This window comes from Pseudomonas sp. GD04058 (assembly GCF_029836855.1).
Taxonomy (GTDB): Bacteria; Pseudomonadota; Gammaproteobacteria; order Pseudomonadales; family Pseudomonadaceae; genus Aquipseudomonas; species Aquipseudomonas bharatica.
In genome coordinates, this window is record NZ_JAOECN010000005.1 from 173710 (window position 1) to 198722 (window position 25013).

The window sequence follows — 25013 nt, forward strand, 5'->3', positions numbered from 1 at the left end:
CGTTGCGCCCCCGATCACCAGCTGAATGCCGGATCCAAACTGAATGATCGAGTTAGAAACCACGCTGTTGATGCTGGCCGTGTTCGCGTTCTTTGGCGGCCTGATCGACGCTGCCGTCGGTGGCGGCGGCCTGGTCCAGGTCCCTGCCCTGCTGCATGCGTTTCCGCAACAAAGCGTCGCCACGGTCCTGGGTACCAACAAGCTCGCCGTGCTGGCCGGCAATCTCGCGTCGATCTTCAGCTACGCCAAACGCATCCAGATCGTCTGGAAGCTCATGCTGCCGACCATGCTTTCGGCATTCCTGTTCGCCTTCCTCGGCGCCTGGTCGGTGTCGTTGATCCCCAAATCCGTGATGGAGCCGGTGGTGTTCGTCATCCTGGTCGCCATGGCGGTCTATACCTTTGCCAGAAAGGATCTCGGCCAGACCCATGCGAAGCTGGCAATCGGCACACGGCAGGTGATACAGGGCCTGCTGCTGGGCGGCCTGATCGGATTCTACGACGGACTGTTCGGCCCCGGCAGCGGCAGCCTCTTGCTGTTCGCCTTCGTCAAATGCTTCGGCTTCGACTTTCTCAATGCTTCTGCCTCGGCCAAGCTGGTCAACCTCGCCACGTTCACCGCCGCCCTGATGTTTTTCATTCCGTCAGGCAACGTGCTGTGGGCCGTGGGTGGGCTGGTCTGTCTAAGCAACATGGCCGGCTCGCTGACCGGCACTGTTCTCGCGCTGCGTTACGGCAGCGGATTCATCCGGGTGTTCTTCCTGATACTGCTGGTGTTCCTGATAGGCCGGATGGCGCTGTCGATCTTCGGCATAACCGATTGAAACTGCCCGTCATTCCTCGCCGACCTTGGGAAACCGCCGACAGCTCTTGCGCTCCATCATCTGCTTGTCGGTTGGCCGTTCATCGATAAACCGCGCCTGGCCGTCGCTGTGGATTTCCAGGAACCCCCAGCGCAGGTCCTTTTCCGTCTGACCCGGCTTGGGCGGTTCGAACCACCAGACTTCGCGGCTGATCAGTGCCATGTGCACCCCCTTAGGCTGAATATCATCGGTTTCCTGTCACTATAGCCACCGCCCCGTATAACTATGTGCCACCTCCTGTCCGGCAGGACGCGGTGTGCTTGCACTCCTTCAACACGGAGTGCCATCGATGAGCGAAAACACCTCCCCCACCTTTCATGACCTGCATGTCAAGGAGCGCCTGCCGCGCTGGCTGGAGCATCTGACGCCGGAGCAACTGGCCCGGCTGAAACACCTTGAGGATTATTCCAACTGCACCTGGGCCAACAGCGCCTCGCCCGAGCTGCGCCTGGCCCTGGCCAATGCCCAACAGCGCAACCGCGAGGTGACCTTCGCCCTGGCAAGGGCCACCGCCGACCTGCGCAGCATCCCCGAGTTCAGCGGGCCATTGCTGATGCAACAGTTCGGACTGGGTGGCCTGGAACCGAAGAACCTGAAGTTCGTGCGTTTTACCCGCGACTGGAACTGGAAAGCGCTGGCTACCGACCTTAACCACAGGGTCGAGCCGCTGCTGCAGGCCGCCCTGCAGAACTTTGAGAAAGATGCGGAAATGCAACCGGAAAGCGCGGCCATCAACGGCGACTTCAAGGTCGGCTCGTTCAACGGCTATGCTCGCTACAGCTTCGATGCCCTGCCCTTCAGCGCGGCGCAGTTTGCCGCGCAGTGCCATGAGCTGGACCTTGGCCAACGCTACCAGCAGCATCTGGAGCAGGTGTTTAACCGCGAGGAGGTGCGCAGCCTGGGCATCCGCGCCCGCCGCGAGGCCCTGCAACTGGAATTGATCGTCGCGCGCATGCGCGGCCTGGAGGGCGACCATGCCCAGGTCCAGCGCTTGATCGACGGCGCAAGCGACGCCCCGCGTTGCCAGCATTTCAGCCTGTTCGGCGTGGATGTCCTCGACGCCCTGCTGATCCGCCCGGCCCACAGCGAAGCGCTGTTCCTGTACCTGCCCGGCATGCCCCGGGCGCTGACCCATTACCCTAGCCTGGCGGCCTGCCAGCGCGCATTGCTGCGGCAACTCTGCGATCCCGCCCTGCGCCAGCGCTTCTACACCTTCATCCAGCAGGACAAGCTCGAACATTTCGCCAGTGTGTTGCAACGCAACCTTACCGGCCAGACCCTGGCCAGCGACCGCGATCGGCGATGGAGCGCTGCGGCCGACGCTGATCTGCACTGGGAATGCAAGCGTATCGAGGATGATCTTTTCCCGTTCCTTCAGGACCGTCACTACCGTCGCCTGCGCAACGAGGCGCGGCTGCTGGCCGTGCCCAGTGCCGAAGCGGACGAAGCCGCGCGCCAGCGGCGCCTGCATTACTGGGAGTCTGTCGGACTCGACGTGCTGGGCGTCGCAGCGTTTTTCATTCCAGCCGCCGGCACTTTGATGATGCTGGTGTTCGCCGCGCAGGTTCTCGACGAAATCTACGAAGGCGTGGAAGCCTGGGAACAGGGCGACATCGATGGCGCCCTCGAGCACGCCAAGGCGCTGGCCATCGATATCGGCACGGCGGTGGCCACTGGCGTTGCCCTGCATTACGCCGGCAAGCTGCGCTCGAAGCTGGTCGAGGTGCTGCGCCCCGACGGTACGCCACGCCTGTGGAACGGCGATCTCAGACCCTACCGCGTTGATCCGCCTGCCGCTGGCCAACGCAACGGGCTGGGCTTGCTGGAGAGCGCAGGGGAGCATTACCTGCAACTGGATGAAGGTCATTACCGCGTGCAGCGCCATGCCGAAGGCCAGCGCTGGCAGATCCGCCATCCGCACAATCCCAAGGCTGCGAAACCGCTACTTGAACACAACGGCGACGGGGCTTGGCACGGTGCTCATGAGCGCCCCCTTGAATGGCCGCAGGCCACCCTGCTGCGCCGCCTCGGCAGCAAGGTGGCGCAGTACAGCGACGACGAACTGGATATCGCCTGTCGCATCAGCGACACCACCCGGGATGAACTGCTGGACGTCTACCTCGGGCACAGCGCAACGCCACCACGCCTGCTTGCGACCCTGCAACGCCTGCGCGCCGGCCTGCCCGCGCAAGACCCGCTGGAGGCAGTGCTCGAGGGCCTCTACCACCCGGCCCGTTGCCTCCCGGCCAGCGAGCGCCTGGCCTTGCTCAGCCTGCCTGAGCAGGCTGGCTGGCCAGCCGAGTGCACCCTGGAGCTGCGCGCCGGCGATCGATCCGGACCATTGCTGGAGCGGGCCGGCGACCGCTTCGCCAAGGACGTGCGGCTGATCGTCAAAGGTCCTGATGGCTACCGCAGCAACCCCATCGGTCCGGTGCATGCTGACCTGTTCGATGCCATCGACCAGGCGCTCCCCGAACTCGTCAACTCCCCGCGGGCCTTGAAAAATCGCATCGTCGAACAGGCCCTGCTGCAACCCGTGCGCACGCGCAGCTTGATCTGGTCAGGCCACAGCGCTGGCTGGCGCGACGAGGGCCGCCTGCTGGGCGGTTTCGATGCCGCGCCCCGCAGCTTTCACTAGCCCTCGTTCCGAACACCCGTCGATCCGCTGCGGGCGCGCTATTGCCGGCTGTATCCGGCCAGCAATGACGAACAGGCGGGCAATGCGCTGCGCGCCTGGAGCGACGCCGGCAAACAGCCACACCTTGAACTGCGTGCACTTGAACAACAACTGGACTACCTGCGCACCGCCCTGGGTCAGTGGGCTGCGGCCGCACCACGGCGCACCGTGGCGCGGGACACCTTGATCCGCAGTTGGCAACGCAACCAGCTCAACCTGCGCGAATTGGACCTGTCCTCCATCGGCCTGACGGACGAGGACCTCGCCACCCTGCCTCACCTGGCCGGTGCCTTCGGCCACGTCGAAGAACTGCACCTGAGCGGCAACCCACTGCGCTCGATACCCTACCTGTTGACCAGGCAGTTGCCCGGGTTGCGTACACTGTTCGCCAGTGCCATGGAGCTCGAAACGCTACCCGCTGGCCTGCCTCCAACACTGCGAAGCCTGGAGCTGACCGACAACAATATCCTCTGGAGCCCGGCGTGCCAGGAGGCGCTGGCCAGCTACCCGGCCCTGGAGCGCCTGAACCTGTCCGGCAACCCGCTGACCGTTACACCGTACCTGCCCGCCGCGCCGAACCTGATCGAGGCCAACCTGTTCGACTGTTCGCTCTATGAAATGCCCATGCATCTGGAGCGTTTGCCGAACCTGGAGCACCTGGACCTGTCTTCCAATCACATCAGCGTGCTGACTCCGGGGCTGGAGCAACAATTGTCGGCCGAAGCCCAGCGTGCCCTGAGCCTGGAACACAATCCACTGGACGAAGACGCGCTGAACCGCATCGACGTCCATTACCAGGCCACCGGCATCGACCTGCTGGTGGCCGAGGACGACTACACCAGCCTGCTGCTGGACGCCGACGACTCGACCCAGGCCTGCTGGCAACGCCTGGCCCGCATGCTGCCGGTGGAGTACCGCCGCGACCTGCGCGGGGTAGCCGACGAGCCCGCGTACCAGGCCGCGCCGATCACTACCCGGCGGCGCTTCTGGTTCATGTTGCACTGGCTGGAAGGCAGTCCGCTGGCCCGGGCCGCGGCGCAGCGCATCGACGCCAGCAAGCTGCTGCACTACGAGCTGCTCGCCGATCTGCAGCAGCCAGAGCCCTTCGCCACACCGCGCCAGCGCACCGAGCATTACCTGAACGTCGCCGTGGCCGCTGCCCGCAGCCTGGCGGTCGACCAGGCCTTGCTTGTCCGCCTGCCAGGCCTCGGCGCGGAACCTATGGAAGCCCTGCGCGCCCTGACCCTGCAACGCCTGGGCAACGACCCTCAGCTACGTTTGCGAATTGCACCCACCGCGCGTGAGCCGGTGAATCTTGGCGGTGTGCAGCAGCAGGCGCACTTGCTCGATGGCCCGTGGACCAGTGCCCTGCACGACCAATTGCGCCTGATCGACGGCACAACGGCTATGGGACGCGACGCCATCCTTGCCGAACAACCCAACGGCGACCCGGTCCTGCCGTTCTGGACGCGCCATCTGGAACAGCGCTACCACGTGCAGTTCGAACAAGTGCAGGAACAGGCGAACGCCCAGTTGCTGGATGCGGAAAACCTGCTCAGTGAAGGCGAATACCTCAACGAAGCCAACCACCTGCGCCAGCAACTGGAACGCGAACGCCAGCGCCTGCTGGACGACCTGACCCGCAGTATCGCCGACGGCAGCCAGACCCACTGGTAGCACTCAGTACTGCACGCTGGTAAAGCGTTCCCCGGCCAGCCAATGCTCGAAGCGCTGCGCAGGCATTGGCCGGCCGATCAGGTAACCCTGGCCATGATCGCAGCCGGCATTGCGCAGGAATTGATGCTGTTCTTCGGTCTCGATGCCTTCGGCGGTGATGCGGTAGCCGAGGGCATGCCCCAGGTCGATGATCGCCCGGGTAATCGCGACGTCGTTCTCGCCATGGGGCAGGTCCTTGATGAAGGCCCGGTCGATCTTCAGATGATCGATAGGCAAAGCCTTTAGGTAAGCCAGCGACGAATAACCGGTGCCAAAGTCGTCCACTGCCGTGGCAACGCCCAGCGCCTGCAACTGTGCCAGCACCTCGCAGGCACGCTGCTGGCTTTCCATCAGCAGGCTCTCGGTGATTTCCACTTCCAGCAGCTCGGCGCCCAGCCCGTGACGCTCCAGGCAGCGGACAAGGCTTTGCACGTAGTCGCTGCGCTCGATCTGCAAGGCGGCGACATTGATGGCGATCGGACCCGGCAGCAATTCGCGATCACGCCATTGGCGGATCTGCTGGCAGACCATGTCCAGAACCTGCTCGCCCAAGGGAATGATCAAGCCAGTGCGTTCGGCCAGCGGGATGAAATCGCCTGGCGACACCAGGCCCTGCTGCGGGTCGCGCCAGCGCAGCAGGGCTTCGGCGCCTTCGACACGGCCATTGAACAGGTCGATGCGCGGCTGGTACCAGAGCTCGAACTCGCGTTGCTCCAGGGCGCGGCGTAGAGCGCTTTCCATCGCCAGGCGCTGCTGCAGGCGAGCGGTCATGTCAGCGTGGTACAGACGCCAGGCGTTGCGTCCGCCTTCCTTGGCCGCGTACATGGCGGTGTCGGCATGGCGCATCAGGATTTCGGCGCTGAGCCCGTGCTCCGGGCACAACGCGACACCAATGCTGCCGCTGACCAGCGCGGCATTGCCCTTGAGGTCGAAAGGCCGTTGCAGCGCGCGCAACAGGCCATCCACCACCCTGCCCACCTCGTCCGGGCTGCCGGCCCGGGCCAGAATGAACGCGAACTCGTCGCCACCCAGCCGGCACACTGTGTCATTGGCGCCGATCCCGGCCACCAGGCGCTGCGCGGCCTGCCCCAGCAGCAGGTCGCCGAGGTCGTGGCCGAGGCTGTCGTTAACCTGCTTGAAACCGTCGATATCCAGCAACAGCACGGCGCTCTGTATCCGTGGCGCCGCCAGTGCCTCTTCCAGGCGACGCAGGAACAGCACGCGGTTGGGCAGGCCGGTAATGGCGTCGTAGTGGGCCAGGCGCTCAAGTTGTGCCTGGGAATGCTTGAGCTCGGCGTTGCGCTGGTTGATCAGGCGGTTGCTTCGATTCAACTGGGCGACGAAGACACTGAACAGGCCCGTGGCGCACAGGGCGAAGAGGAACAATGGCGAACCGAACAGGCTGATCGACGACCAGCCGCTGCGCGGCATTGCCGCCAGTTGCCAGGTTCCGCCTGGCACATCGACGTTCAAGGTGACCGCCGAATCGGCGAACAGTCGCGCCTCGCCCCAGATCATCGCCCCCGCCGCGCCCGCGCCATCGGCACCGCGCAGCGCCAGGCGGAAGGTGGAATCCTCGACCACGCCGGCGGCCCGCAACAGGCTGTCGATATCCGCCACTACCGAGACGTTGCCCCAGTACAGGCGCACCCCCTTGTGGCCCTTAAGGAACACCGGCCGCCGGTAGATCAGGCCGCGACCGCCCTGGTACAGCTGCACGGGTCCGGCCAGCACCGCATCGCCGCTCTCCCGCGCCCGTTGCACCAGCGGGTATTGTGCAGGCAGCAGGCGGTAGTCGAGCCCGACGATACGTTCATTGTGGTTGGCGTTAAGCGGGTAGACATCGGCGACCACATCGTTGGGTGCCACCGAGATATGGCGGATATAGGACACCGACTCCAGGGCCTGGCGCGCCATGTCGTGAAAATGCGCCGTGGAAATATCGCCATCGGCACTGAGCAATTGGGCGATGCCCTCGGTCTCACCAAAGGCCGAGCGCATCTGCGCCTCCAGGGCGGCACGAATACCCGACAGGCGCACGCTGGCATTGGCGAACTGCTCGCTTTCCTGACGTTGTATATCGAGCCGGCCAAGGGCAACGGAAAGCCCGATGCCGATCACGGCAAAGCCAAGCGGTAGCAGGCGATAGGCGGTGGAGCGCACGCGGGTGGGGAGAACTCGGGTGGTATTGCCCTGGACCAGTATTCTTGTCGTCATACGCCGGCTGCTTGCGTCCGTTTCCCGGGTTATCGGCGATGGCAAAACAATATTGAGGTGCGCTGGCTTTTTTTTGCAGTGCGGCGTTATTCTCGACTGAAACGTTTCACCCATCAAAGAAAAAGAGGTGTCGTGCCATGGATCGTTTGCTGGATTCGCTGTTTCCCACTGCCGAGGAAATCCCCGAGGCCTGGCGCCTGGGGCCACCCCTGGAACAACGCGACTACCTGGTGGAAGGCGAACTGCGCCGCTGGGAAGGCCCGCTGGCCACGGTGCGCAGCCCGGTGTGGCTGAAACAGGACGATGGCAGCGAGCAGCAGGTGATCCTCGGCAGCGCCCCGTTGCTGGATGCCGACACCGCCCTCACCGCTCTGGACGCCGCTGTGCATGCCTACGACAAGGGGCGCGGCGCCTGGCCAACGATGCGCGTGGCCGAGCGCATCCGCCATGTCGAAGGTTTTCTCGGGCGCATGCGCCAGCAACGCGAGGCGGTGGTGAAGCTGCTGATGTGGGAAATCGGCAAGAACCTCAAGGACGCCGAGAAGGAATTCGACCGCACCTGCGATTACATCGTCGATACCATCGGCGCCCTCAAGGAACTGGACCGCCGCTCAAGCCGTTTCGAACTGGAACAGGACACCCTCGGCCAGATCCGTCGCGCACCGCTTGGCGTGGCATTGTGCATGGGCCCCTACAATTACCCGCTCAACGAGACCTTCACCACCCTGATCCCGGCGCTGATCATGGGCAACACCGTGGTGTTCAAGCCGGCCAAGTTCGGCGTGCTGCTGATCCGCCCGTTGCTCGAAGCCTTCCGCGACAGCTTCCCGGCCGGGGTGATCAACGTGATCTACGGCCGTGGCCGCGAAACCGTCAGCGCCCTGATGGCCAGCGGCAAGGTGGACGTGTTCGCCTTCATCGGCACCAACAAGGCCGCCAGCGACCTGAAGAAACTCCACCCTCGCCCGCACCGCCTGCGCGCGGCGCTGGGCCTGGATGCGAAGAACCCCGGCATCGTCCTGCCCGAGGTCGACCTGGACAACGCGGTCAACGAAGCCTTGACCGGCGCCCTGTCGTTCAACGGCCAGCGCTGCACGGCGCTGAAGATCCTGTTCGTCCACGAGCAAGTGGTGCAGGCCTTCCTCGAGAAATTCCAGGCCCGGCTCGCAGCGCTCAAGGCCGGCATGCCATGGACCCCGGGCGTGGGCCTGACCCCGCTGCCCGAACCCGGCAAGATCGACTACCTCAACGGCCTGGTTGCCGATGCCCTGGAGCATGGCGCCAGGGTGCTCAACCCAGGTGGCGGGCAGAGCCGCGGTTCGTTCTTCTACCCCGCGCTGCTGTACCCGGTGAGCCCGGCGATGCGCGTCTACCACGAGGAACAGTTCGGCCCGCTGGTGCCGGTGGTGCCCTACCGCGAACTGCACACGGTGATCGACTATGTGCTGGACTCCGATTTCGGCCAGCAGCTCAGCCTGTTCGGCACCAACTCCAAGGATATCGGCATGCTGGTGGACACCTTCGCCAACCAGGTCGGCCGGATCAATATCAACGCCCAGTGCCAGCGCGGCCCCGACACGTTCCCGTTCAACGGCCGCAAGAACTCCGCCGAAGGCACCCTGTCGGTGCACGACGCGCTGCGGGTATTCTCCATCCGCACCTTGGTGGCCACGCGGTTCCAGGAAGCCAACAAGCAACTGATCAGCGACATCATCCGCAACCGCGAATCGAGCTTCCTGACCACCGACTACATCTTCTGAGCACCGTCCGGCGGGCTTCATGCCCGCCTGTCCTGTGGTCGCACCAACGGATTTGCACTTTTGCCGATCCTGTACAAACATACAGCTCTATGCCCGAATATCGTTTTCGGAACGAGTCCATCGTTTTTGTACAGGAGGAACAGGCAATGGCAGCAAAACCCATCCCCGAGGGGGCGCACAGCATCACCCCCTACCTGGGCATCAAGAATGCCCACCAGGCCATCGATTTCTACAAGGCCGCCTTCGGCGCCGTCGAGATGTTCCGTCTCGAAGGCCCGGACGGCCGCATCGGCCACGCCGAACTGAAGATCGGCGACTCCTCGATCATGCTCGCCGAGCCCTGCGACCAGGCCTCGCTGGTCAGCAGCCAGTCGCAACCGGGGGTCTCCGTCGGGCTGCATCTGTACGTGGAGGACGTCGATGCGCGTTATGCCCGAGCGATCGAGGCAGGCGCCACTCCGGTCAGCCCGGTGCAGGACCAGTTCTATGGTGATCGCAGCGGCACGCTGAAGGATCCGTTCGGCAACCTGTGGTTCGTTTCGACGCACAAGGAGGACCTCAGCCCGGAAGAGATCCGCGCCCGTGCGGCGAAGTTGTTTGGTGGTTAATTTCCTGTTGATTTGATTTATCGTGCGGGACCGCGATGCCCCAATCGCTGGCAAGCCAGCTCCCACAGGTTCAGTGGTGCACGCGGTCCCTGTGGGAGCTGGCTTGCCAGCGATTGGGCCATCAGCATCAGCAAGAATGTGCTGCCTGCCGAAAAGGACCTCCATGCGAATCATCGATAAAAACGCCGCCCTGATCCGCAGCCTCACCCCCGCCGAGGACGACCTGCTGCGCGGTTTCAACCGCGGCACCCTGGAAGGGCCGCGCCTGCTCCAGGCCAACCAGTTGCTGATGAAGATCCGTGGCGCGGGCCACTGGCTGGCCTGCGACTGCAATGCCAGGGCGATGCCGGTGCTCAACGTCACCCTGAACAGCCACACCGGCACGCTGTTCCTCAAGAACAACCCCGGCACCGCCGAACATGCCGCCGATTGCCCGTTCATCAAGGATGAGCGCGAAGCCGGCGACAGCGACACCCAGGACACCCCGCCCGCCGCCTGGCTGGCTCCGGATGCGCCACTGCGCCTGCTCGGAGATTTCCGCCGCGCCGCCACCACGGACGATGCCCCCGGCGTGGCCGGCAGCGGCGACAAGCGTGACCAGCACCGCCTGCTGTCCCTGCTGCTGACCTGGATCGAAGCCAGTGGCCTGAACGTCTATGCCACACATCTGAAGAAGGACCTGACTGCCCAGTTCGCCGAACTGCGCGGGGTCGCCGCTCGCTATCCGCTGATCGAGCGGGTCCCGGCCAGCAACTACCTGGAAACCCGCCTGGACATGAAGCACATGATGATGCTCAAGGCGCGCCTGCGGGATTCCACGGTATTCGGCAACCATCGTCGCCATGGATTGCTGCTCGATTGCGTCAACCAGATCAAGGCGCGCAAGGTCTACAACGAACGCAGCGAAGACGGCTTCGACTTCCAGGGCCATCATCTGCTCTGGGGAGGCAGCCGCACTCCGGGGCCCTTGCTGGCCCTGGTCCTGTATTCACCGACGAGTGCCGGCAGCCATTTCTACGAACTGATCCATGTCGCCAGTGTGCCGGTACTGTCCCGCGGGCACCTGTTTCCGGTGTACCGCGACGAAGAGCGCGAGCCGCTGAAGATGCTGGTATCGCTGATCGACTGGATGGCCAGCAAGGGCGTGCGGGTGACCATGCGCCGGCCGGTGATCGGTGGCCAGGTGATGGACGAACTGGTACTCAGTTCCGACCAGGACCGGGTGCTGTCCATTTCCCTGACCGAAAAACCCATGGGCCCGGAGCCAGAAGTTGAGCATTTCCGGCGCTACGCCGATTTCAAAGGGCTGGATACCTTCCGCAAATACGTGGCGGGGTTCTTCATGCGCGGGCGGGAATAACCCTATAGCCAAGCGCCACTGGTCGCCGCGCCCGGCTGCGTGATCGCACAAATCTCCCCGGGCATCCCCCAATGAAGGGTATCCATGAAAAAAGGGAGTTCGATCATGAAACGTACAGCTTTCGCCGCCCTGCTCTTCACTGCCATGCTTGGCGGGCATGCCATGGCCGATACCGGGCCGACCAACCCCACTTCGCCGGGAGTGGGCTCCGGCGTTCCACCGGAAATGCCGGCGCCAGGCAGCACCGACCCGCGCATCCAGGGCAGTGATCCAGGACGCCAGGGCGGTGCTCCAACCGACGGCACGGATCGCACCCGTCCGCCAACCATCGATGATCGCGGGACCGAGCGCGGCAACGAGCGCAACGGCACGGGAAGCGGTTCCGGTATGGGTGGCTCCGGTACTGGCATGGGTGGCTCGGGGTCAGGTAGTGGTACCGGCATGGGCGGGTCCGGTACAGGTACGGGCACCGGCTCCAGTACCGGCAGCGGTACCGGTTCCGGTGGTGGTCAATAACCTGTCTGTCGATGGTTCATCGCCGGTAGCCGTATCGCCGGCGATGGCCCTTTGGCATGCTGAAATATTCTGAGAAAATCTTTCTTCGGTATGGTCTAACCTCCATCAGCCAGCATCCGCCCGCTCAAAGGAGGTGACTAACCATGGCCGCGGCTATCGCCCCCCGTCCACAGACACTTGAAATCGCTTATCTCAGGGATACCTTCCTGGGCGTATTGACCCGTAGCGAAGAGTGCCAGGTGCAGCTCGAAGCCCTGAACATCGGCGGCAAGCCCGGCGTGCAGTTGCAGATCACACCGCCAGTGCCTGACCGCCTGGAACGGGCCCACACCCTGGTCTTTACCTGGCGCGGCCATCAATGCCGGGGCATCGTACAGTCGACACGACAATGCCAGGACGGCAGCCTGCAACTGCGACTGGAACTCCAGTAAGGCTCACCGGCCAGTCAGCAGACGGGACACGCTTGCATGCTCGCGCTGCTGGCGGACCCGGCTGACCAACTCGGCCAGCGCCCTGCCATTGGGCAACTCGCTTAACTGGACATCACGCACGGTCAGCGCCGGACGCCCGGCATCGGCGGGAAAATGCAAGGTCAGCGACATCCCGTCGCTACAGCTCACTTGGCAATGATCAGGCAGGAACGCCCCTTCGATCAGTTGGCGCAATTCCAGATCGCACACTCCATGCATAGGCATGATAAAGATCCTCCTCAGACCAGGATGGCCGTCCAAGTCAGAACCTGCCGTGCGCCGGCGTCCAATGGAAAAAAGCCATGTGCAAGCGCTTGCGCCATTGATGCCGGGCATCACCTCATGCGGTCGGATCTTGTACGTCCTGTGCGTGGGAGGGGCCCGCGACCACGTCGGTTCAACGGCGTGTCGCGGGCAGCGGACGAAAGGTCAGGCCCGGCTCATCTGGCCAAAGCGGCCGGCGTGGAAGTCCTCGAAGGCCTGGACGATTTCCGCCTCGCTGTTCATCACGAACGGGCCGTAGCCGACGATGGGTTCATCCAGCGGCTCGCCGCTCAACCAGAGCAGCATGGCATCGCTGTCGGCCTCGATGAGCACCTGGTCACCGTCGCGTTCGAACAGCACCAGCTCTGCGGCGCCGACGCTTTTTTCCGCATTGACCCGGACCGTGCCGCGCAGCACGACCAGGGCAGCATTGCGCCCTTGCGCGCCTGACAAGCGCAGCGATTTGCCTGCCTTCAGTTGCACGTCCAGGACGTCCATTGGCGTGAAGGTCCGTGCCGGGCCTTCATGGCCAAGGTACTCGCCGGCAATGACCCGCAGGCTGCCCGCCTCATCCGCCAGGGCAACCCGTGGGATGTCTGCGTCCAGCAGCGTTTGGTAGCCCGCCGGTGCCGATTTGTCGCGGGCCGGCAGGTTGACCCAGAGCTGGACCATTTCCAGCATGCCGCCGCTCCTGGCGAACGATGGCGCATGGAACTCCTCGTGGATGATCCCCCCGGCGGCGGTCATCCATTGCACGTCACCCGGGCCGATGAAGCCGCCGGCACCGCTGGAGTCGCGATGCTCGAGTTCGCCCTGGTAGACGATGGTCACCGTCTCGAAACCTCGATGGGGATGTTCGCCCACGCCACGCCGAGCGCTGGTCGGTGAGAAATGCTGCGGCCCGGCATAATCCAGCAGCAGGAACGGGCTGATATGCCGCGCCAGGTTGTCGTAGCTGAACAGACTGCGCACCGGAAAACCGTCGCCGACCCAATGGGCGGGTGGTGCCTGGTACACACCTTGGATCTTTTTCATGAGAAACCTCCTCGTTGCATGGACAACACCATACCCATGCAACCAAAGAGGCGGTAGAGGGCAAAAAGCGCTTTCACTGTTCCACTGATGGAACGATCACGCAGTCCGGAACTGTGGCTCGGCTGCCGCCTGCACAAGCCAGGCTTCGATGCGGTGCGCGCTGTCGTGAGGGTCTTCCTGCATGAAGCAGTGCCCGCCGGCTACCTTTTGCGGCACCACGTTCGGGTTGAGGCGGGCCCAGCGCGCCAGGGACAGAGGGACGAAGGGATAGGTCTGCTCGCCGTAAAGCACCAGGGTCGGCGTCTGCACACGAGACAGCGACGCCCACATGCGTTTCGGAAAGGAACTGAAGATTTCCACTTCGCGACTCGGTCGGCAACGCAGCACCACGCCCGCACCGCACTCGCCGATGGCATGGGTGACGTACGCCTGCAAAGCCGCTTCGCTCCAGCCCTTGAAGATACCGCGGCCTTGTAGCGAATCATGCGCCGCCTGGCGATCGGGCCAGTAGCTGCGGCGGGTCGCGGCCTTGCGTGCCAGGCCGTGGCGACGATGCATGCCAAACAAGCTGGCCACCCCCATTACCCCGATCATCGAGCGGCTGAACACCACCGGATCGAGCAGCACGGCACGCTGGAACAGCCGCGGTTGCAGCTCCAGCATGAGCCCGGTGAGCACCCCGCCAAAACTGTGGCCAACGGCGAAGCAAGGCACGTCCCCATACTCCCCGCGACCGGCATCGAAGGCTTCCAGCGCCAGTTCGGCACTGCGGTTCCAGCCCACGAAGGGCCCGCCGTGATCACTGTCGCCATGGCCCTGCACGTCGCTCAGCCACAGGTCGAAATGCACCGCCAGCAATTCCAGCAGCGGCTGGTAGGCCAGGCAGCAGAAGCCGTTGCCATGGATGAAATGCAGCAGCGGCTTGCCGCTGGCCGGCGAACGCCAGCCGCGCAGGGTGAAGCGTTCGGCGCAATCATGCGCCCAGGGGATCAGTTCCATCGGGGCTCGCAGCGGGATTCAGGAAAAACCCGATTTTACAAACACCAGCGGATACAGCGAAAGCACCAGCAGCGTCGCCATCAGCAGGTTAAACAGCCGAAGCCGGCGGGGATCCTGCAAGAACCGCCGCAAGGCGCTGCCGAACATGACCCAGACACACACCGACGGCAGGTTGACCAAGCAGAACACCAGGGCGATGACGATGACGTTGACCAGGTAGCCCTGGGCCGGCGTATAGGTGGTGATCGCGCCGACCGCCATCACCCAGGCCTTGGGGTTGACCCACTGGAACGCGGCAGCACCGAAGAAGCCCAGGGGCTTGCGGCTTTGCGGCGAGGCCGCCGACATCGGACCGGACGTGGCAATCTTCCAGGCCAGGTACAGCAAGTAGGCCGCCCCGACATAACGCAGCACTGTATAGATCACCGGATAGACCTTGAACACCTCGCCCAGGCCCAGCCCCACCGCCATCACCATGACCATGAAACCGATGCTCACACCCAGCGCGTGCGGGACGCTGCGACGCACGCCGAAGTTCACCCCTGAAGCCATCAGCATGGTGTTGTTCGGACCGGGTGTGATGGACGAAACGAAAGCGAACAGCACGAAGGCTGACAGCAGGTTCAGGGAGGTGAGCAGCATGGCGGTCGATCCTGGTTGTTGTGGGATCCACCCTACAGTGCATGGGCGAACGCAGACCGATACAGCCATGCAGAATTAATCAGGTACACCACAGTGTTAAGCGCCTGCACCGGTTTCCAGCCCGCGGGCGGCCTCTACAACGTCGTTGTTCTGGACTACGATGTCGCCACCCTTTTCCTACGGGACTTCTCCATGCCTCTGAACATCCGCCCTGCCCGCCCCGAAGACGCTGCACAGATCCTCGCCTTCATCACCGAACTTGCCGACTACGAACGCGCCCGCCATGAGGTGGTCGCCACCGTCGAGCACATCCAGCGCAGCCTGTTCGCCGCCGACAGCAGCGCCAGGGCGCTGATCTGCGAACGCGACGGCCAGGCGATCGGCTTCGCCGTGTATTTCTTCAGCTACTCGACCTGGCTGGGGCAAAACGGCCTGTACCTGGAAGACCTCTACGTCACGCCGGAGGCCCGCGGCACGGGCGCAGGCAAATTGCTCCTGCGGCACCTGGCGCGACTGGCCTGCGACAATGACTGCGGCCGCTTCGAGTGGAGCGTGCTGGACTGGAACCAACCGGCCATCGACTTCTACAAATCCATCGGCGCCGAGCCCCAGGACGAATGGGTGCGCTACCGCATGGACGGCGAAACCCTGCGCGCCTTCGCCAGGGGCTGATGGCGCGACCACAAGGGAGTGCACCGGGATAACCACACATGGCCGTGAAAGCTAACACCCAGACCTTTACCATCCTCGCCCAGGACCCGGCGGTGCAGCGTGCGCCCGGGCAGCCGCTGTTCGCCCGGGTTTCCGTGCCCCTGGAACGGCTGGCCGACGGGCCCACCGGCTACCGGGTCAAGGTGGTCGATTTCGATGCCGAAGCCGATCGCCTGTACCTGCCGCATCACTACCAACAAGCACCGGACGACAAGGCGATCGATCCCTTCGACCCGCCGGATGCCAGCCTGCTCGGGCGTCCGGATTTCCATTGCCAGCAGGTCTATGCGGTGATCATGCGCACCCTGGCGCGCTTCGAACTGGCCCTGGGGCGACGCGTGGCCTGGGGCTTCGACGGCCATCAGCTGCATGTGGTGCCCCATGCCTTCGTCGAGGCCAACGCCTTCTACTCCCGTGAAGACCGCGCCCTGTTCTTCGGTTACTTCCAGGATGACCAGCAGGACTGGGTGTTCACCTGCCTGTCCCACGACATCGTCGCCCACGAGACCACCCACGCCATACTCGACGGCCTGCGCGCCGGCTTCATGCGTGCCTCGGGCCCGGACCAGGCGGCTTTCCACGAGGGCTTCGCCGATGTGATCGCGCTGCTTTCGGTGTTCTCCCTGCGCGAGGTGGTCGAGTTCGCCCTGACCTGCCATCGCGGCTTGCCGATCCAGCGGCAAGGCAGTGTCCGCCTAGTCGACGGCGCTTCGCTGCAGATCGATGCGCTGGCCGATACCCTGCTGTTCGGCCTTGGCGAGCAGTTCGGCCAGGCCATCAGCGGCCTGCGCGCCAACCCCCTGCGCCGCTCGGTGCAACTACGTCCTTCCACCGCCTGGCTGGAGAGCGCCGAGTACGACGAGCCTCACGCCCGCGGCGAAATCTTTTCCGCCGCCATGCTGCGCTGCATGCTGGAACTGTGGGTGGCGCGCTGCCAGGACCTCGGCACCTTCGGCGATAACCTGTACAACCTCGACGCGGTCATCGACGAGGGCGCCAAGGCCGCAGACCAGTTGCTGACCATCGCCATTCGCGCCCTCGACTATTCACCGCCACTGGACCTGGAGTTCGGCGACTACCTCGCCGCGCTGCTGACGGTCGACACGCAAGTGGCACCGGACGATTCACGCTTTAGCTATCGACAGATCATCCGCGACACCTTCGCTGCCTATGGCATCCAGCCTCCGGCCGGACGCACCGACGCGGATGGCTGCTGGCTGACGTTCGCCGACAACGACAAGGTGCGCTATCAGAACAGCCATTTCGACTCGATGCTGCGCGACTCCGAGGAAGTGTTTCGGTTTCTCTGGGAAAACCGCGAAGTGCTACAGATCGACGAGCGCGCCTACACCGAAGTGGTCTCGGTGCGCCCCAGCCTGCGCTTCGGACCGGATGGCTTCATCCTGCGCGAGACCGTTTGCGAATTCACCAGCCGGGTCAACCTGTTCGGCGCCGAGTTCACCTCGGTGTTCAAGGAGCCGCGACCCGAGTGGCTGAAATCCACCACGCCATTCACCGTGTATGGCGCCGGCACCTTGATCTTCGACCAGTACGGACGGATCAAGTACTGCATCCAGCGTCCGCTGACCGACGCCCGCTGGCAGGTACGTCGCCTGGAATGGCTGTACGGACCGGGCAGCGATGCCGTGGAGCCCGGCTCCGCCGCCGACCTCACCCGCATCCACCGCGCCCGGGCCATGCAAGTGCCCTCGGAGACCCGTCCATGAGCCCGATCCGCCTGCACCTGTTCGCCTACCAGGTCGGTTTCGGCGACTGCTTCCTGCTGCGCTTCGTCTACCCGGACGGCACTCGCCGCCATCTGTTGATCGACTTCGGCACCGTCGGCATGCCCGCCGGTGTCGACAAGGCCGCGCAAATGCTGCTTATCGCCAACGATATCGCGGACAAGTGCGCCGGCAAGCTCGACGCCCTGGTCGCCACCCACCGGCATGCCGACCATATCAGCGGGTTCGACCCGCTCAAGAAGGGCAACGGTCCCGGCAGCATCATTGCCCGGTTGAACCCCGATGTGGTGCTGCAACCCTGGACGGAACAGCCGGACCTGGCCGAAAACGCCACTGCCCCGCTGGCCGCAGGCCATGCCCAGGCCCTGGCCGGGATGAACGAAGTGGCGCGCCAGTTGAAAGCGCGGCTGGATACCGGGCCCAAGGGACTGGCGCCGGAGCTGAACCGGCGCCTGGGCTTTCTTGGCGAGAACAACATCGCCAACAAGGGCGCGGTGAAGAACCTGATCGCCATGGGCACCCGCCCAGGCGCCCGGGCGGTCTACGCCCATTTCGGCAGCGATGACCCGCTGAGCGATGTGCTACCGGGAATCCGCACCCGGGTGCTCGGCCCGCCCACCGTGGAGCAAAGCGCCGAGGTCCGCCGGGAACGACGCAGCGATCCGGAGTACTGGCTGCGCGCACCCTTGCTGTTCGCCCGCAAGAGCAGCGCTGGCAGCACGGCCTCGCCCTTCCCCGACGCCCCGGGGATACGCGGTAGCAAGTTGCCGCAGAGTGCCCGCTGGATTGCCGGAAGGGTGCGTGAGGCCAGGGGTGCGCAGTGGTTGTCCATCGTCACTGCGCTGGACAAGGCGATGAACAACACCAGCCTGATCCTGCTGTTCGAGGCCGGCGGCAAGAAACTGCTGTTTCCCGGCGACGCGCAGATCGAGAACTGGCGCTATGCCCTCAACCAGCCGGAGATCGCTGAACTGCTGAAGTCGGTCGACCTGTACAAGGTCGGCCACCATGGCAGCCTCAATGCCACCCCCAAGACCTTGTGGAACGGCTTCAGCAAGAAAGGTGAAGCGCAAACTGCCGGGCGCCTGACCAGCGTGCTGTCCACCCTGCCCGGCCAATACGGCGGCAAAAGCGCAGGCGCCAACACCGAAGTGCCGCGGGTGCCGCTGCTCAACGAACTGGCCAAGGACTCCGACCTGCATGACACCCACAGGCTGGCAGCGGACGCGCTGTATGACGAAGTGATCCTCGAACTCTGAGTGTCACTCCCGCACCGCATAGCGCTGCGCCAGTACCGCGCACACCATCAGCTGGATCTGGTGGAACAGCATCAGCGGCAGGATCAGCGTCCCCACTGCGCCACCGGCGAACAGCAGCTGCGCCATCGGTACGCCGGTGGCCATGCTTTTCTTCGAGCCGGCAAACAGGAGGGTGATGCGGTCTTCCAGGCTGAACCCGAGCCAGCGCCCCAGGCTGCGGGTAGACCACAGCACCAGGGCGAGCAGCAGGCAGCAGACCAGGGCCAGGCCGAGCAGCTTCGAGGGTGGCACCGATCGCCACAGCCCGCTGACCACCGCATCGCTGAAGGCGGTATAGACCACCAGCAGGATCGAACCCTGGTCCACCGACTTCAGCCAGCCGCTATTGCGCGCCACCCAGGCACCGAGCCACGGACGGGCCAGTTGCCCTGCCACGAAGGGCACCAGCAGTTGCAGGATGATCGCCCACACCGCCTGCAGGTTAGAGCCGCTATCGCCCTCCACACCCATCAGCAGCATCACCAGCAGGGGCGTCAGCACTATGCCCAGCAGGCTCGAGCCCGCCGCACTGCAAATCGCCGCCGGCACGTTGCCCCGGGCCAGCGAAGTAAAGGCGATCGCCGACTGCACCGTGGCCGGCAATGCGCACAGATACAGCACGCCGAGGTACAGGGCATCGCCCACCAACGGCAGGATCAGCGGCTTCAACAACAGCCCGAACAACGGGAACATGACGAAGGTGCAGGCGAACACCAGCAGGTGCAGGCGCCAATGTCCCGCCCCGGCGAGCACCGCCTCGCGCGAGAGCTTGGCGCCGTGCAGGAAGAACAGCAGGCCGATAGCCAGATGGGTCAGGGTTTCGAAGACTGCCGCTGCGTTACCGGAGGCCGGCAGCCAGGTAGCGATGGCGATCACTGCGAGCAAGGCCAGGGTGAAGTTGTCGAAGAGCAACCGCAGGTGTTTCATCGGGTGTTTTCCACGGGTTGTTGTGAGGTGCGCAAGACGATAGGGTGTTCGCCACGTTCCGGCTAACGCCAGAAACCCGGTAATGTCGTCGAATGGACAACATCGTGCACTTGAATGAACTCGCCAGCCTGCCCCGCCCGCTCTACGGGCAGCGCGACAGCTTGCCGAACATTGCCCTGGACTACCGGCATCGGCATGCCTGGGGCCAGCTTTCCCATGCCCTGCACGGCGTATTGCAGGTGCATACCGATAACGCCCGGCTGGTGGTGCCGCCGCACCGCGCGGTGTGGATTCCGCCCGGTTCGATGCATCGGGTCGAAAGCACAGCCGATGCCTGCATCCGCAGCCTCTATATCGATGCGGCGCAGTCGCCATGGCCGGGCCAGGAGTGCCGGGTGATAGCCGTCGATCCGTTGCTGCGCGAGCTGATCCGCGCATTCGGCGAGTTGCCGGTCGAGTACGACCAGGAGGCCGCCGATGGACGCCTGGCGCAGGTCCTGCTGGACCGCCTGTGCCTGGCCGAACAGCTTGACCTGGTCCTGCCCCAGCCCCGCGACCCGCGCTTGCGCGCCCTGTGCCGCCAGGCCACGGCACGGCCCTGGGCGGATATCCGGCTGGGCGAGGCCAGCCGCAAGGCCGGCGTCAGCGAAAAGACCTTCAGCCGACTGTTTCTCAAGGAAACCGGGATGACCTTCCGGACCTGGCGCCAGCGCATGCGCCTGGTCAGCGCCCTGCCGGCACTGGAGCGCGGCGAACGGGTCACCGACGTGGCGCTGGCCTGCGGCTATGAATCGCTGTCGGCATTCAGTGCGGCATTCGCCAGGCTGTTCGGCTTGTCTCCCGGCGAACTGGCCCGGGGCGGCAGCATGACGCAGGCCTGAATGAGAAGCGCTTGCTATGCTGGCGCAGCGATTTTCCCGTCACTACAACAAGGAATCGACCTTTGAAAGCTGCCTGCGTACTGCTTCTGGGCCTTTTGCCCCTCATGGCCAACGCCGCGCAAGTCGGCGAGCGCCTTGCGCCCTTCACCCTGAACGACCAGCATGACCAGGCGTTCACCCTCGACGCCAGCACCCGGGTGTTGCTGGCCGCCAGCGACATGGACGGCGCGAAGCTGGTCAAGGCCGCGCTGGCCGACCGGCCCAAGGGCTGGCTGGAAGCGCGCCACACGGTGTTCGTCGCCGATATCCAGGGCATGCCAGCGCTGATCGGCAAGCTTTTCGCCATACCGAAGATGCGCGACTACAGCTACCGCGTGGTGCTCGATCGCGAAGGCCAGGTGGTTCCGCAGTACGGAGTGCCCGCGGGCCAGGTGCAATGGCTGCAACTGGAAGACGGCAAGCTGGTGTCGAAGCGTTCGTTCAGCGATGCCGAGGCCCTGGGCAAGGCCCTTGCCGAGCTGCCGCAAGGCTGAGCTTCACGCCTCCAGACCGCGGTCTACGAACCAGGTCAGCGGCAAGGTCAACATCAGGGTCGCCGCCAGTACCATCAAGGCCAGCGGCATCCCGCCAAGATCCCCCAGGCGCCCGAAAACGATGGGCGCCAGTGCCCCGCCACCGATGGTCCCGGTATAGAACAGGGCAAAGGCCTGCTCGCGCTGCCCCGGCGCAGCCAGTTCCGGAACCACACCGTAGAGCACCGACGAGGTGCCGTTAAGGACCAACCCCAGCAGCGGCAGCAGGATCATCAAGGCATTCAAGGGCAGGTACACCGCAGCGACGATCAGTGCAGCGGTCAACGACTCGCTGAACCACACGGTTTTCAACAGCCCGACCCGTGCACCCAGGTAGCCGCAGATCAACTTGCCGAAAGCGCCGCCGATAAACAGCAGCGTCAGGGCCAGGCCGATACCGGCGGTACCGGCACCCTTGTCGCTGATCAGGAATGGCAGGAAGGTGAGGAAGCCCATGCGCACCGCACTGTCGAGAAACCCGGTCGCCAGCAGGGCGCGAAGGCCGCCCGGCGAGCCCTTGCCCTCCCCGAGCCCGGTCTTGCCGGCAGTGGTGGCGGACGGGTCGATATGACGGGGTATCAGCAGGTACATCCCCAGCGCGGCCAACAGGCCCAGGACCCCGGCCAGGGTCACGCTGAGACGCCAGCTCATCACTGTCAGCGACACACCGACCAGTGCCGGAACCAGGGTCTTGCCGATATCACCGGCGAAGTTGTAATGCGATAGCGCCTGCTTCACCTGGCGCCCCGGCACATGGGTATCGGTAACCAGGGAAGAGGCCAACGGATGCTGGGTGCTGGCACCCAGGCCACCCAGCACCAGCGCCGCCAGCAAGGCCGCCAGCCCGCCAGCCTGACCGGCCAGCAGATAGGCCATGCCCACCAGGGCAGTGCCGCCGATGAGCAGGGCCCGCCGTCCGAAGCGCCTGGCCGCGCGGCTGGCGAGTAATTGAAATCCGGCCATGGTTGAGGAGTACGCGCCGCGCATCAGGCCAATCTGCGCGTAGCTGAGCCCGAACTGGGTTTGCCAGATCGGCAGCAGGACGTAGATCAGGTCGGTCAGGCCGTCGTTGACGGCATGGGCACCGCACGCCGCCAGCAGGGCCCGGCGGCGCGGGGAAGCGGTTTGGGTCTGGCCTGAAACAGTGGCCGGGCAGGCGTCGGACATGACTTGAGATCCACTGCTAACTGGATCCAATCATTAAAACAGTAACAAAATATTAACGCGACCCCTGTTTTTCGGGCCGCTTTCATTAACCCGGAATTTCCGGCTCGACCAGATTGACCAACTGGTTCAGAGATTCCTGCCAGCCCAGGTAGCAGCTTTCCAAGGGGATGAGGTCAGGCAAGCCTGCCTGGACGATATTCACCTCGGTGCCACAAGAGACGCTGTTGAACGTGATGGTGACGGTGATTTCCCCTGGCAGGCCGGGATCGTCGAAGCGATCGGTATAGCGGATGCGTTCGTTCACCAGCAATTCCTGGTATTCACCACCGAAGGCGTGGCGCTGGCCGCTGGAAAAATTGCTGAACGACATCCTGTAGGTGCCGCCGACCCGTGCATCGAGATGATCGACCTTGCAGGTAAAGCCATGGGGCGGTAGCCACTTGGCCATGGCGTCGGCATCGAGGAAAGCACGGTAGACCCGCTCGACGGGGGCCTTGAAGACACGGTGCAGGCGCACGGCATTGTTGCTCATGGACGCTATCCTTTGGTTTATCCGGGCAAGGCTATCAGTGAAGCCCAGCCCCGCGACAACGTCCAGCCGTGCACCTGCCCCGGGCCAGTCAGCGCTCGCTTTCGAAGCGGTCGCTGACCAGGATCGCCAGCGCCAGCTCTTCATCGCTGGCCTGCAGGCCAGGGTTTTCCTGGCGTACACGCTGCAACACGGCTTCCAGGTAGGCGCCGCGGATCGCGCCGCCGCTGGCTACGAAGCTGGACGCCTCGTCCCGGGCCGGGATGATGCGCTTGTCGTCCTTGAAGGTGGAATACAGCGAGGCCGAGACGCCGGCCGAGGTGGCGACATCACCTGCGTCCACGCGGGCCAGCGCCGAACCAACAGGCAGGCAAAGCAACAATGAAGAGACGAGCAAAATACGCCGCATGACGAAGTCCTCCGGTCTACCTGAACGGAATTGTCAGGTATTACCCAGTCTAGGATTCATTTCCCCGGGTCGGAGTTCCCTAGCGGGTTCTGCTAGGGTGTCGGTTTTTCCGCCGCGGACCCCTCGCCAATGCGCTTCCCTACCCTCCTCCTGCTGTGTACCTGCCCGCTGCTTGCCGTGGCAGACCCTGCCTTCGACAGTCAGGTACGCAGTGCCGCCGAACGCGTCATGCGCGACAACGGCGTTGCCGGCCTGGCGATCGCCATCAGCGACCATGGAAAACAGTACTTCTACGAGTTCGGCGTGGCCGACAAGGCCACGGGGCAAGCGGTCAGCCGCGACACCCTGTTCGAGCTGGGCTCGATCAGCAAGACCTTCACCGCCACCCTCGCCGCCCGGGCGCAGATCGACAAGCGCCTGTCGCTGCACGCCAGCGCCGCCGAATACCTGCCGGAGCTGGCGGGCACTGCGTTCGGCAGGCTGAGCCTGATCAACCTGGCCACCCACCGCAACGGCGGCATGCCCCTGCAGCTACCGGAGGGAATCTCCAACCAGGCGCAGTTGTTCGACTGGCTCAGGCACTGGCAACCCGAGCATGCAGCGGATGGCTGGCGGGCCTATGCCAACCCGGGGATCGGCATGCTCGGGGTGATCACCGCACGGCAACTGGGCACCTCGTTCGTCAGCGCCATGCAGGAGCAACTGCTGCCGGAGCTCGGCCTCGATCACACCTACCTCCGGGTCCCGGCCAGTCAGCAGGCGCTCTATGCCCGCGGCTATGACAAGAATGACGCTCCCGTGCGGGTCAACCCCGGGGTGCTGGCCGACGAAGCCTACGGCGTTAAAAGCAGCAGCCGCGACATGCTGCGCTACGTCGAGGCCCATCTGGGCCTGGTGCAACTGGCCGCACCGCTGAAGCGGGCGCTGGACGACACCCGCCGCGGCTACTACAAACGCGGCGCGATGACCCAGGACCTGATCTGGGAACACTACGATTACCCCCTCGCGTTGCAGACCTTGCTCGATGGCAATGACAACCGCTATGCGCTGGCCGGCAGCCCCGTAAACGCGATCAATCCACCGTTGGCACCACAGTCGAAAGCCTGGGTGAACAAGACCGGGGCCACCAACGGTTTTGGCGCCTATGTGGCGTTCGTGCCGGAGCAGCAACGCGCAGTGGTGTTGCTGGCCAACCGCAATTATCCGAACGGGGAGCGGGTGAAACTGGCCTGGCGGTTGTTCGAGTTGCTGGATGAGCAGCGGTAGACCTAAGGGCTTGCGCCTTGGCTTGCAGATTTGCAGGAGAATTCGCACAGCAATTCCGGTAGGCTCTGGCTTTTCCCAACAGGAGTACTTCCCCATGGCCCGAGCCACTGCCCGCCACATCCTCGTCAGCAGCGAAGACAAGTGCAACGAACTGAAGGCACAGATCGAAGCCGGCGCGGACTTCGCAGAAGTCGCCAAAGCCAACTCCACCTGCCCGTCCAGCCGCCAGGGCGGCGACCTGGGCTCCTTCGGTCCGGGCCAGATGGTCAAGGAATTCGATACCGTGGTGTTCAGCGCGCCGATCAACGTGGTGCAGGGTCCGGTGAAAACCCAGTTCGGCTACCACCTGCTGGAAGTGACCAGCCGCCAGGACTGATCGGTC

General features: G+C 64.4%; 25 protein-coding genes. 15 read left to right on the forward strand and 10 right to left on the reverse strand.

Going from position 1 to position 25013, the window contains the following annotated elements:
- Positions 1–70 precede the first annotated feature (70 nt).
- The gene (locus N7650_RS06685; RefSeq protein WP_279897546.1) at positions 71–823 is read left to right on the forward strand and encodes a TSUP family transporter; all 753 of its coding nucleotides are present in this window, start codon (positions 71–73) and stop codon (positions 821–823) included.
- 9 nt (positions 824–832) lie between these two features.
- On the opposite strand, the gene N7650_RS06690 is transcribed toward N7650_RS06685, so the two are convergent.
- Complete coding sequence (locus N7650_RS06690; RefSeq protein ID WP_279897547.1) at positions 833–1024, reverse strand: hypothetical protein; 192 nt, start codon at positions 1022–1024, stop codon at positions 833–835.
- Positions 1025–1151: 127 nt separating this feature from the next.
- On the opposite strand from N7650_RS06690, the gene N7650_RS06695 reads away from it, so the two are divergent.
- Together N7650_RS06695 and N7650_RS06700 are read left to right on the forward strand one after the other, a co-directional pair.
- Positions 1152–3500: a DUF6543 domain-containing protein gene (locus N7650_RS06695; protein ID WP_279897548.1), complete on the forward strand. Its 2349-nt coding sequence runs from the start codon at positions 1152–1154 to the stop codon at positions 3498–3500.
- A gap of 207 nt (positions 3501–3707) precedes the next feature.
- The gene (locus N7650_RS06700; protein ID WP_279897549.1) at positions 3708–5216 is read left to right on the forward strand and encodes a hypothetical protein; all 1509 of its coding nucleotides are present in this window, start codon (positions 3708–3710) and stop codon (positions 5214–5216) included.
- A 3-nt stretch (positions 5217–5219) separates the two neighbouring features.
- Here the strand turns inward: N7650_RS06700 and N7650_RS06705 are convergent, their stop codons facing one another.
- Positions 5220–7472 carry an EAL domain-containing protein gene (locus N7650_RS06705; RefSeq protein ID WP_279897551.1) on the reverse strand — a complete coding sequence of 751 codons (2253 nt, stop codon included), beginning with the start codon at positions 7470–7472 and terminating at the stop codon, positions 5220–5222.
- A gap of 137 nt (positions 7473–7609) precedes the next feature.
- On the opposite strand from N7650_RS06705, the gene N7650_RS06710 reads away from it, so the two are divergent.
- From N7650_RS06710 to N7650_RS06730, 5 genes are all read left to right on the forward strand, one after another.
- On the forward strand, positions 7610–9232 hold the full coding sequence (locus N7650_RS06710; protein WP_279897552.1) for an NADP-dependent glyceraldehyde-3-phosphate dehydrogenase: 1623 nt from the start codon (positions 7610–7612) through the stop codon (positions 9230–9232).
- A 146-nt stretch (positions 9233–9378) separates the two neighbouring features.
- Positions 9379–9840 (forward strand): VOC family protein, encoded by a 462-nt coding sequence (locus N7650_RS06715; RefSeq protein WP_009397019.1) that lies wholly within the window; start codon positions 9379–9381, stop codon positions 9838–9840.
- 163 nt (positions 9841–10003) lie between these two features.
- The gene (locus N7650_RS06720) at positions 10004–11200 is read left to right on the forward strand and encodes a hypothetical protein (protein WP_279897554.1); all 1197 of its coding nucleotides are present in this window, start codon (positions 10004–10006) and stop codon (positions 11198–11200) included.
- A gap of 105 nt (positions 11201–11305) precedes the next feature.
- On the forward strand, positions 11306–11716 hold the full coding sequence (locus N7650_RS06725) for a hypothetical protein (protein WP_009397017.1): 411 nt from the start codon (positions 11306–11308) through the stop codon (positions 11714–11716).
- A 143-nt stretch (positions 11717–11859) separates the two neighbouring features.
- Entirely contained in the window at positions 11860–12147 is a 288-nt protein-coding gene (locus N7650_RS06730) for a hypothetical protein (RefSeq protein WP_009397016.1), read from the forward strand.
- Between the two features lie 3 nt (positions 12148–12150).
- Here N7650_RS06730 and N7650_RS06735 read toward each other — a convergent pair whose 3' ends face one another.
- The 4 genes from N7650_RS06735 to N7650_RS06750 form a co-directional block, all read right to left on the reverse strand.
- Entirely contained in the window at positions 12151–12411 is a 261-nt protein-coding gene (locus tag N7650_RS06735) for a DUF1652 domain-containing protein (protein WP_279897557.1), read from the reverse strand.
- Between the two features lie 204 nt (positions 12412–12615).
- Positions 12616–13485, reverse strand: coding sequence for a pirin family protein (locus N7650_RS06740; RefSeq protein ID WP_279897558.1), 870 nt, complete (start codon positions 13483–13485; stop codon positions 12616–12618).
- A 96-nt stretch (positions 13486–13581) separates the two neighbouring features.
- Complete coding sequence (locus N7650_RS06745; protein WP_279897559.1) at positions 13582–14484, reverse strand: alpha/beta hydrolase; 903 nt, start codon at positions 14482–14484, stop codon at positions 13582–13584.
- An 18-nt stretch (positions 14485–14502) separates the two neighbouring features.
- Complete coding sequence (locus N7650_RS06750; RefSeq protein WP_279897560.1) at positions 14503–15126, reverse strand: LysE family translocator; 624 nt, start codon at positions 15124–15126, stop codon at positions 14503–14505.
- 192 nt (positions 15127–15318) lie between these two features.
- Between N7650_RS06750 and N7650_RS06755 the strand changes: the two genes are divergently transcribed.
- The 3 genes from N7650_RS06755 to N7650_RS06765 are packed head-to-tail and all read left to right on the forward strand — an operon-like array spanning position 15319 to position 18841.
- Entirely contained in the window at positions 15319–15798 is a 480-nt protein-coding gene (locus N7650_RS06755) for a GNAT family N-acetyltransferase (RefSeq protein ID WP_279897562.1), read from the forward strand.
- A gap of 38 nt (positions 15799–15836) precedes the next feature.
- Positions 15837–17564, forward strand: a complete 1728-nt coding sequence (locus tag N7650_RS06760) for a hypothetical protein (protein WP_279897563.1) — start codon at positions 15837–15839, stop codon at positions 17562–17564.
- Positions 17561–18841 carry an MBL fold metallo-hydrolase gene (locus N7650_RS06765; RefSeq protein ID WP_279897564.1) on the forward strand — a complete coding sequence of 427 codons (1281 nt, stop codon included), beginning with the start codon at positions 17561–17563 and terminating at the stop codon, positions 18839–18841. The genes N7650_RS06760 and N7650_RS06765 overlap by 4 nt, the downstream gene beginning before the upstream one ends.
- Positions 18842–18844: 3 nt before the next feature.
- On the opposite strand, the gene N7650_RS06770 is transcribed toward N7650_RS06765, so the two are convergent.
- Positions 18845–19807, reverse strand: a complete 963-nt coding sequence (locus N7650_RS06770) for a bile acid:sodium symporter (RefSeq protein ID WP_279897565.1) — start codon at positions 19805–19807, stop codon at positions 18845–18847.
- A 92-nt stretch (positions 19808–19899) separates the two neighbouring features.
- On the opposite strand from N7650_RS06770, the gene N7650_RS06775 reads away from it, so the two are divergent.
- On the forward strand, positions 19900–20688 hold the full coding sequence (locus tag N7650_RS06775) for a helix-turn-helix transcriptional regulator (protein WP_064304614.1): 789 nt from the start codon (positions 19900–19902) through the stop codon (positions 20686–20688).
- A gap of 62 nt (positions 20689–20750) precedes the next feature.
- A complete protein-coding gene (locus N7650_RS06780; RefSeq protein WP_009396999.1) occupies positions 20751–21221 on the forward strand; it encodes a hypothetical protein in 471 nt (156 codons plus the stop codon).
- Positions 21222–21224: 3 nt separating this feature from the next.
- Here N7650_RS06780 and N7650_RS06785 read toward each other — a convergent pair whose 3' ends face one another.
- The 3 genes from N7650_RS06785 to N7650_RS06795 form a co-directional block, all read right to left on the reverse strand.
- Positions 21225–22427 (reverse strand): MFS transporter, encoded by a 1203-nt coding sequence (locus N7650_RS06785; protein ID WP_279897569.1) that lies wholly within the window; start codon positions 22425–22427, stop codon positions 21225–21227.
- Positions 22428–22512: 85 nt separating this feature from the next.
- Complete coding sequence (locus N7650_RS06790; protein WP_279897571.1) at positions 22513–22959, reverse strand: SRPBCC family protein; 447 nt, start codon at positions 22957–22959, stop codon at positions 22513–22515.
- An 88-nt stretch (positions 22960–23047) separates the two neighbouring features.
- Positions 23048–23365: a DUF2388 domain-containing protein gene (locus N7650_RS06795; RefSeq protein ID WP_279897572.1), complete on the reverse strand. Its 318-nt coding sequence runs from the start codon at positions 23363–23365 to the stop codon at positions 23048–23050.
- 129 nt (positions 23366–23494) lie between these two features.
- Between N7650_RS06795 and ampC the strand changes: the two genes are divergently transcribed.
- Positions 23495–24631: a class C beta-lactamase gene (ampC, locus tag N7650_RS06800; RefSeq protein ID WP_279897574.1), complete on the forward strand. Its 1137-nt coding sequence runs from the start codon at positions 23495–23497 to the stop codon at positions 24629–24631.
- A 94-nt stretch (positions 24632–24725) separates the two neighbouring features.
- Positions 24726–25007 carry a peptidylprolyl isomerase gene (locus N7650_RS06805; protein ID WP_064304619.1) on the forward strand — a complete coding sequence of 94 codons (282 nt, stop codon included), beginning with the start codon at positions 24726–24728 and terminating at the stop codon, positions 25005–25007.
- Positions 25008–25013: the final 6 nt, after the last annotated feature.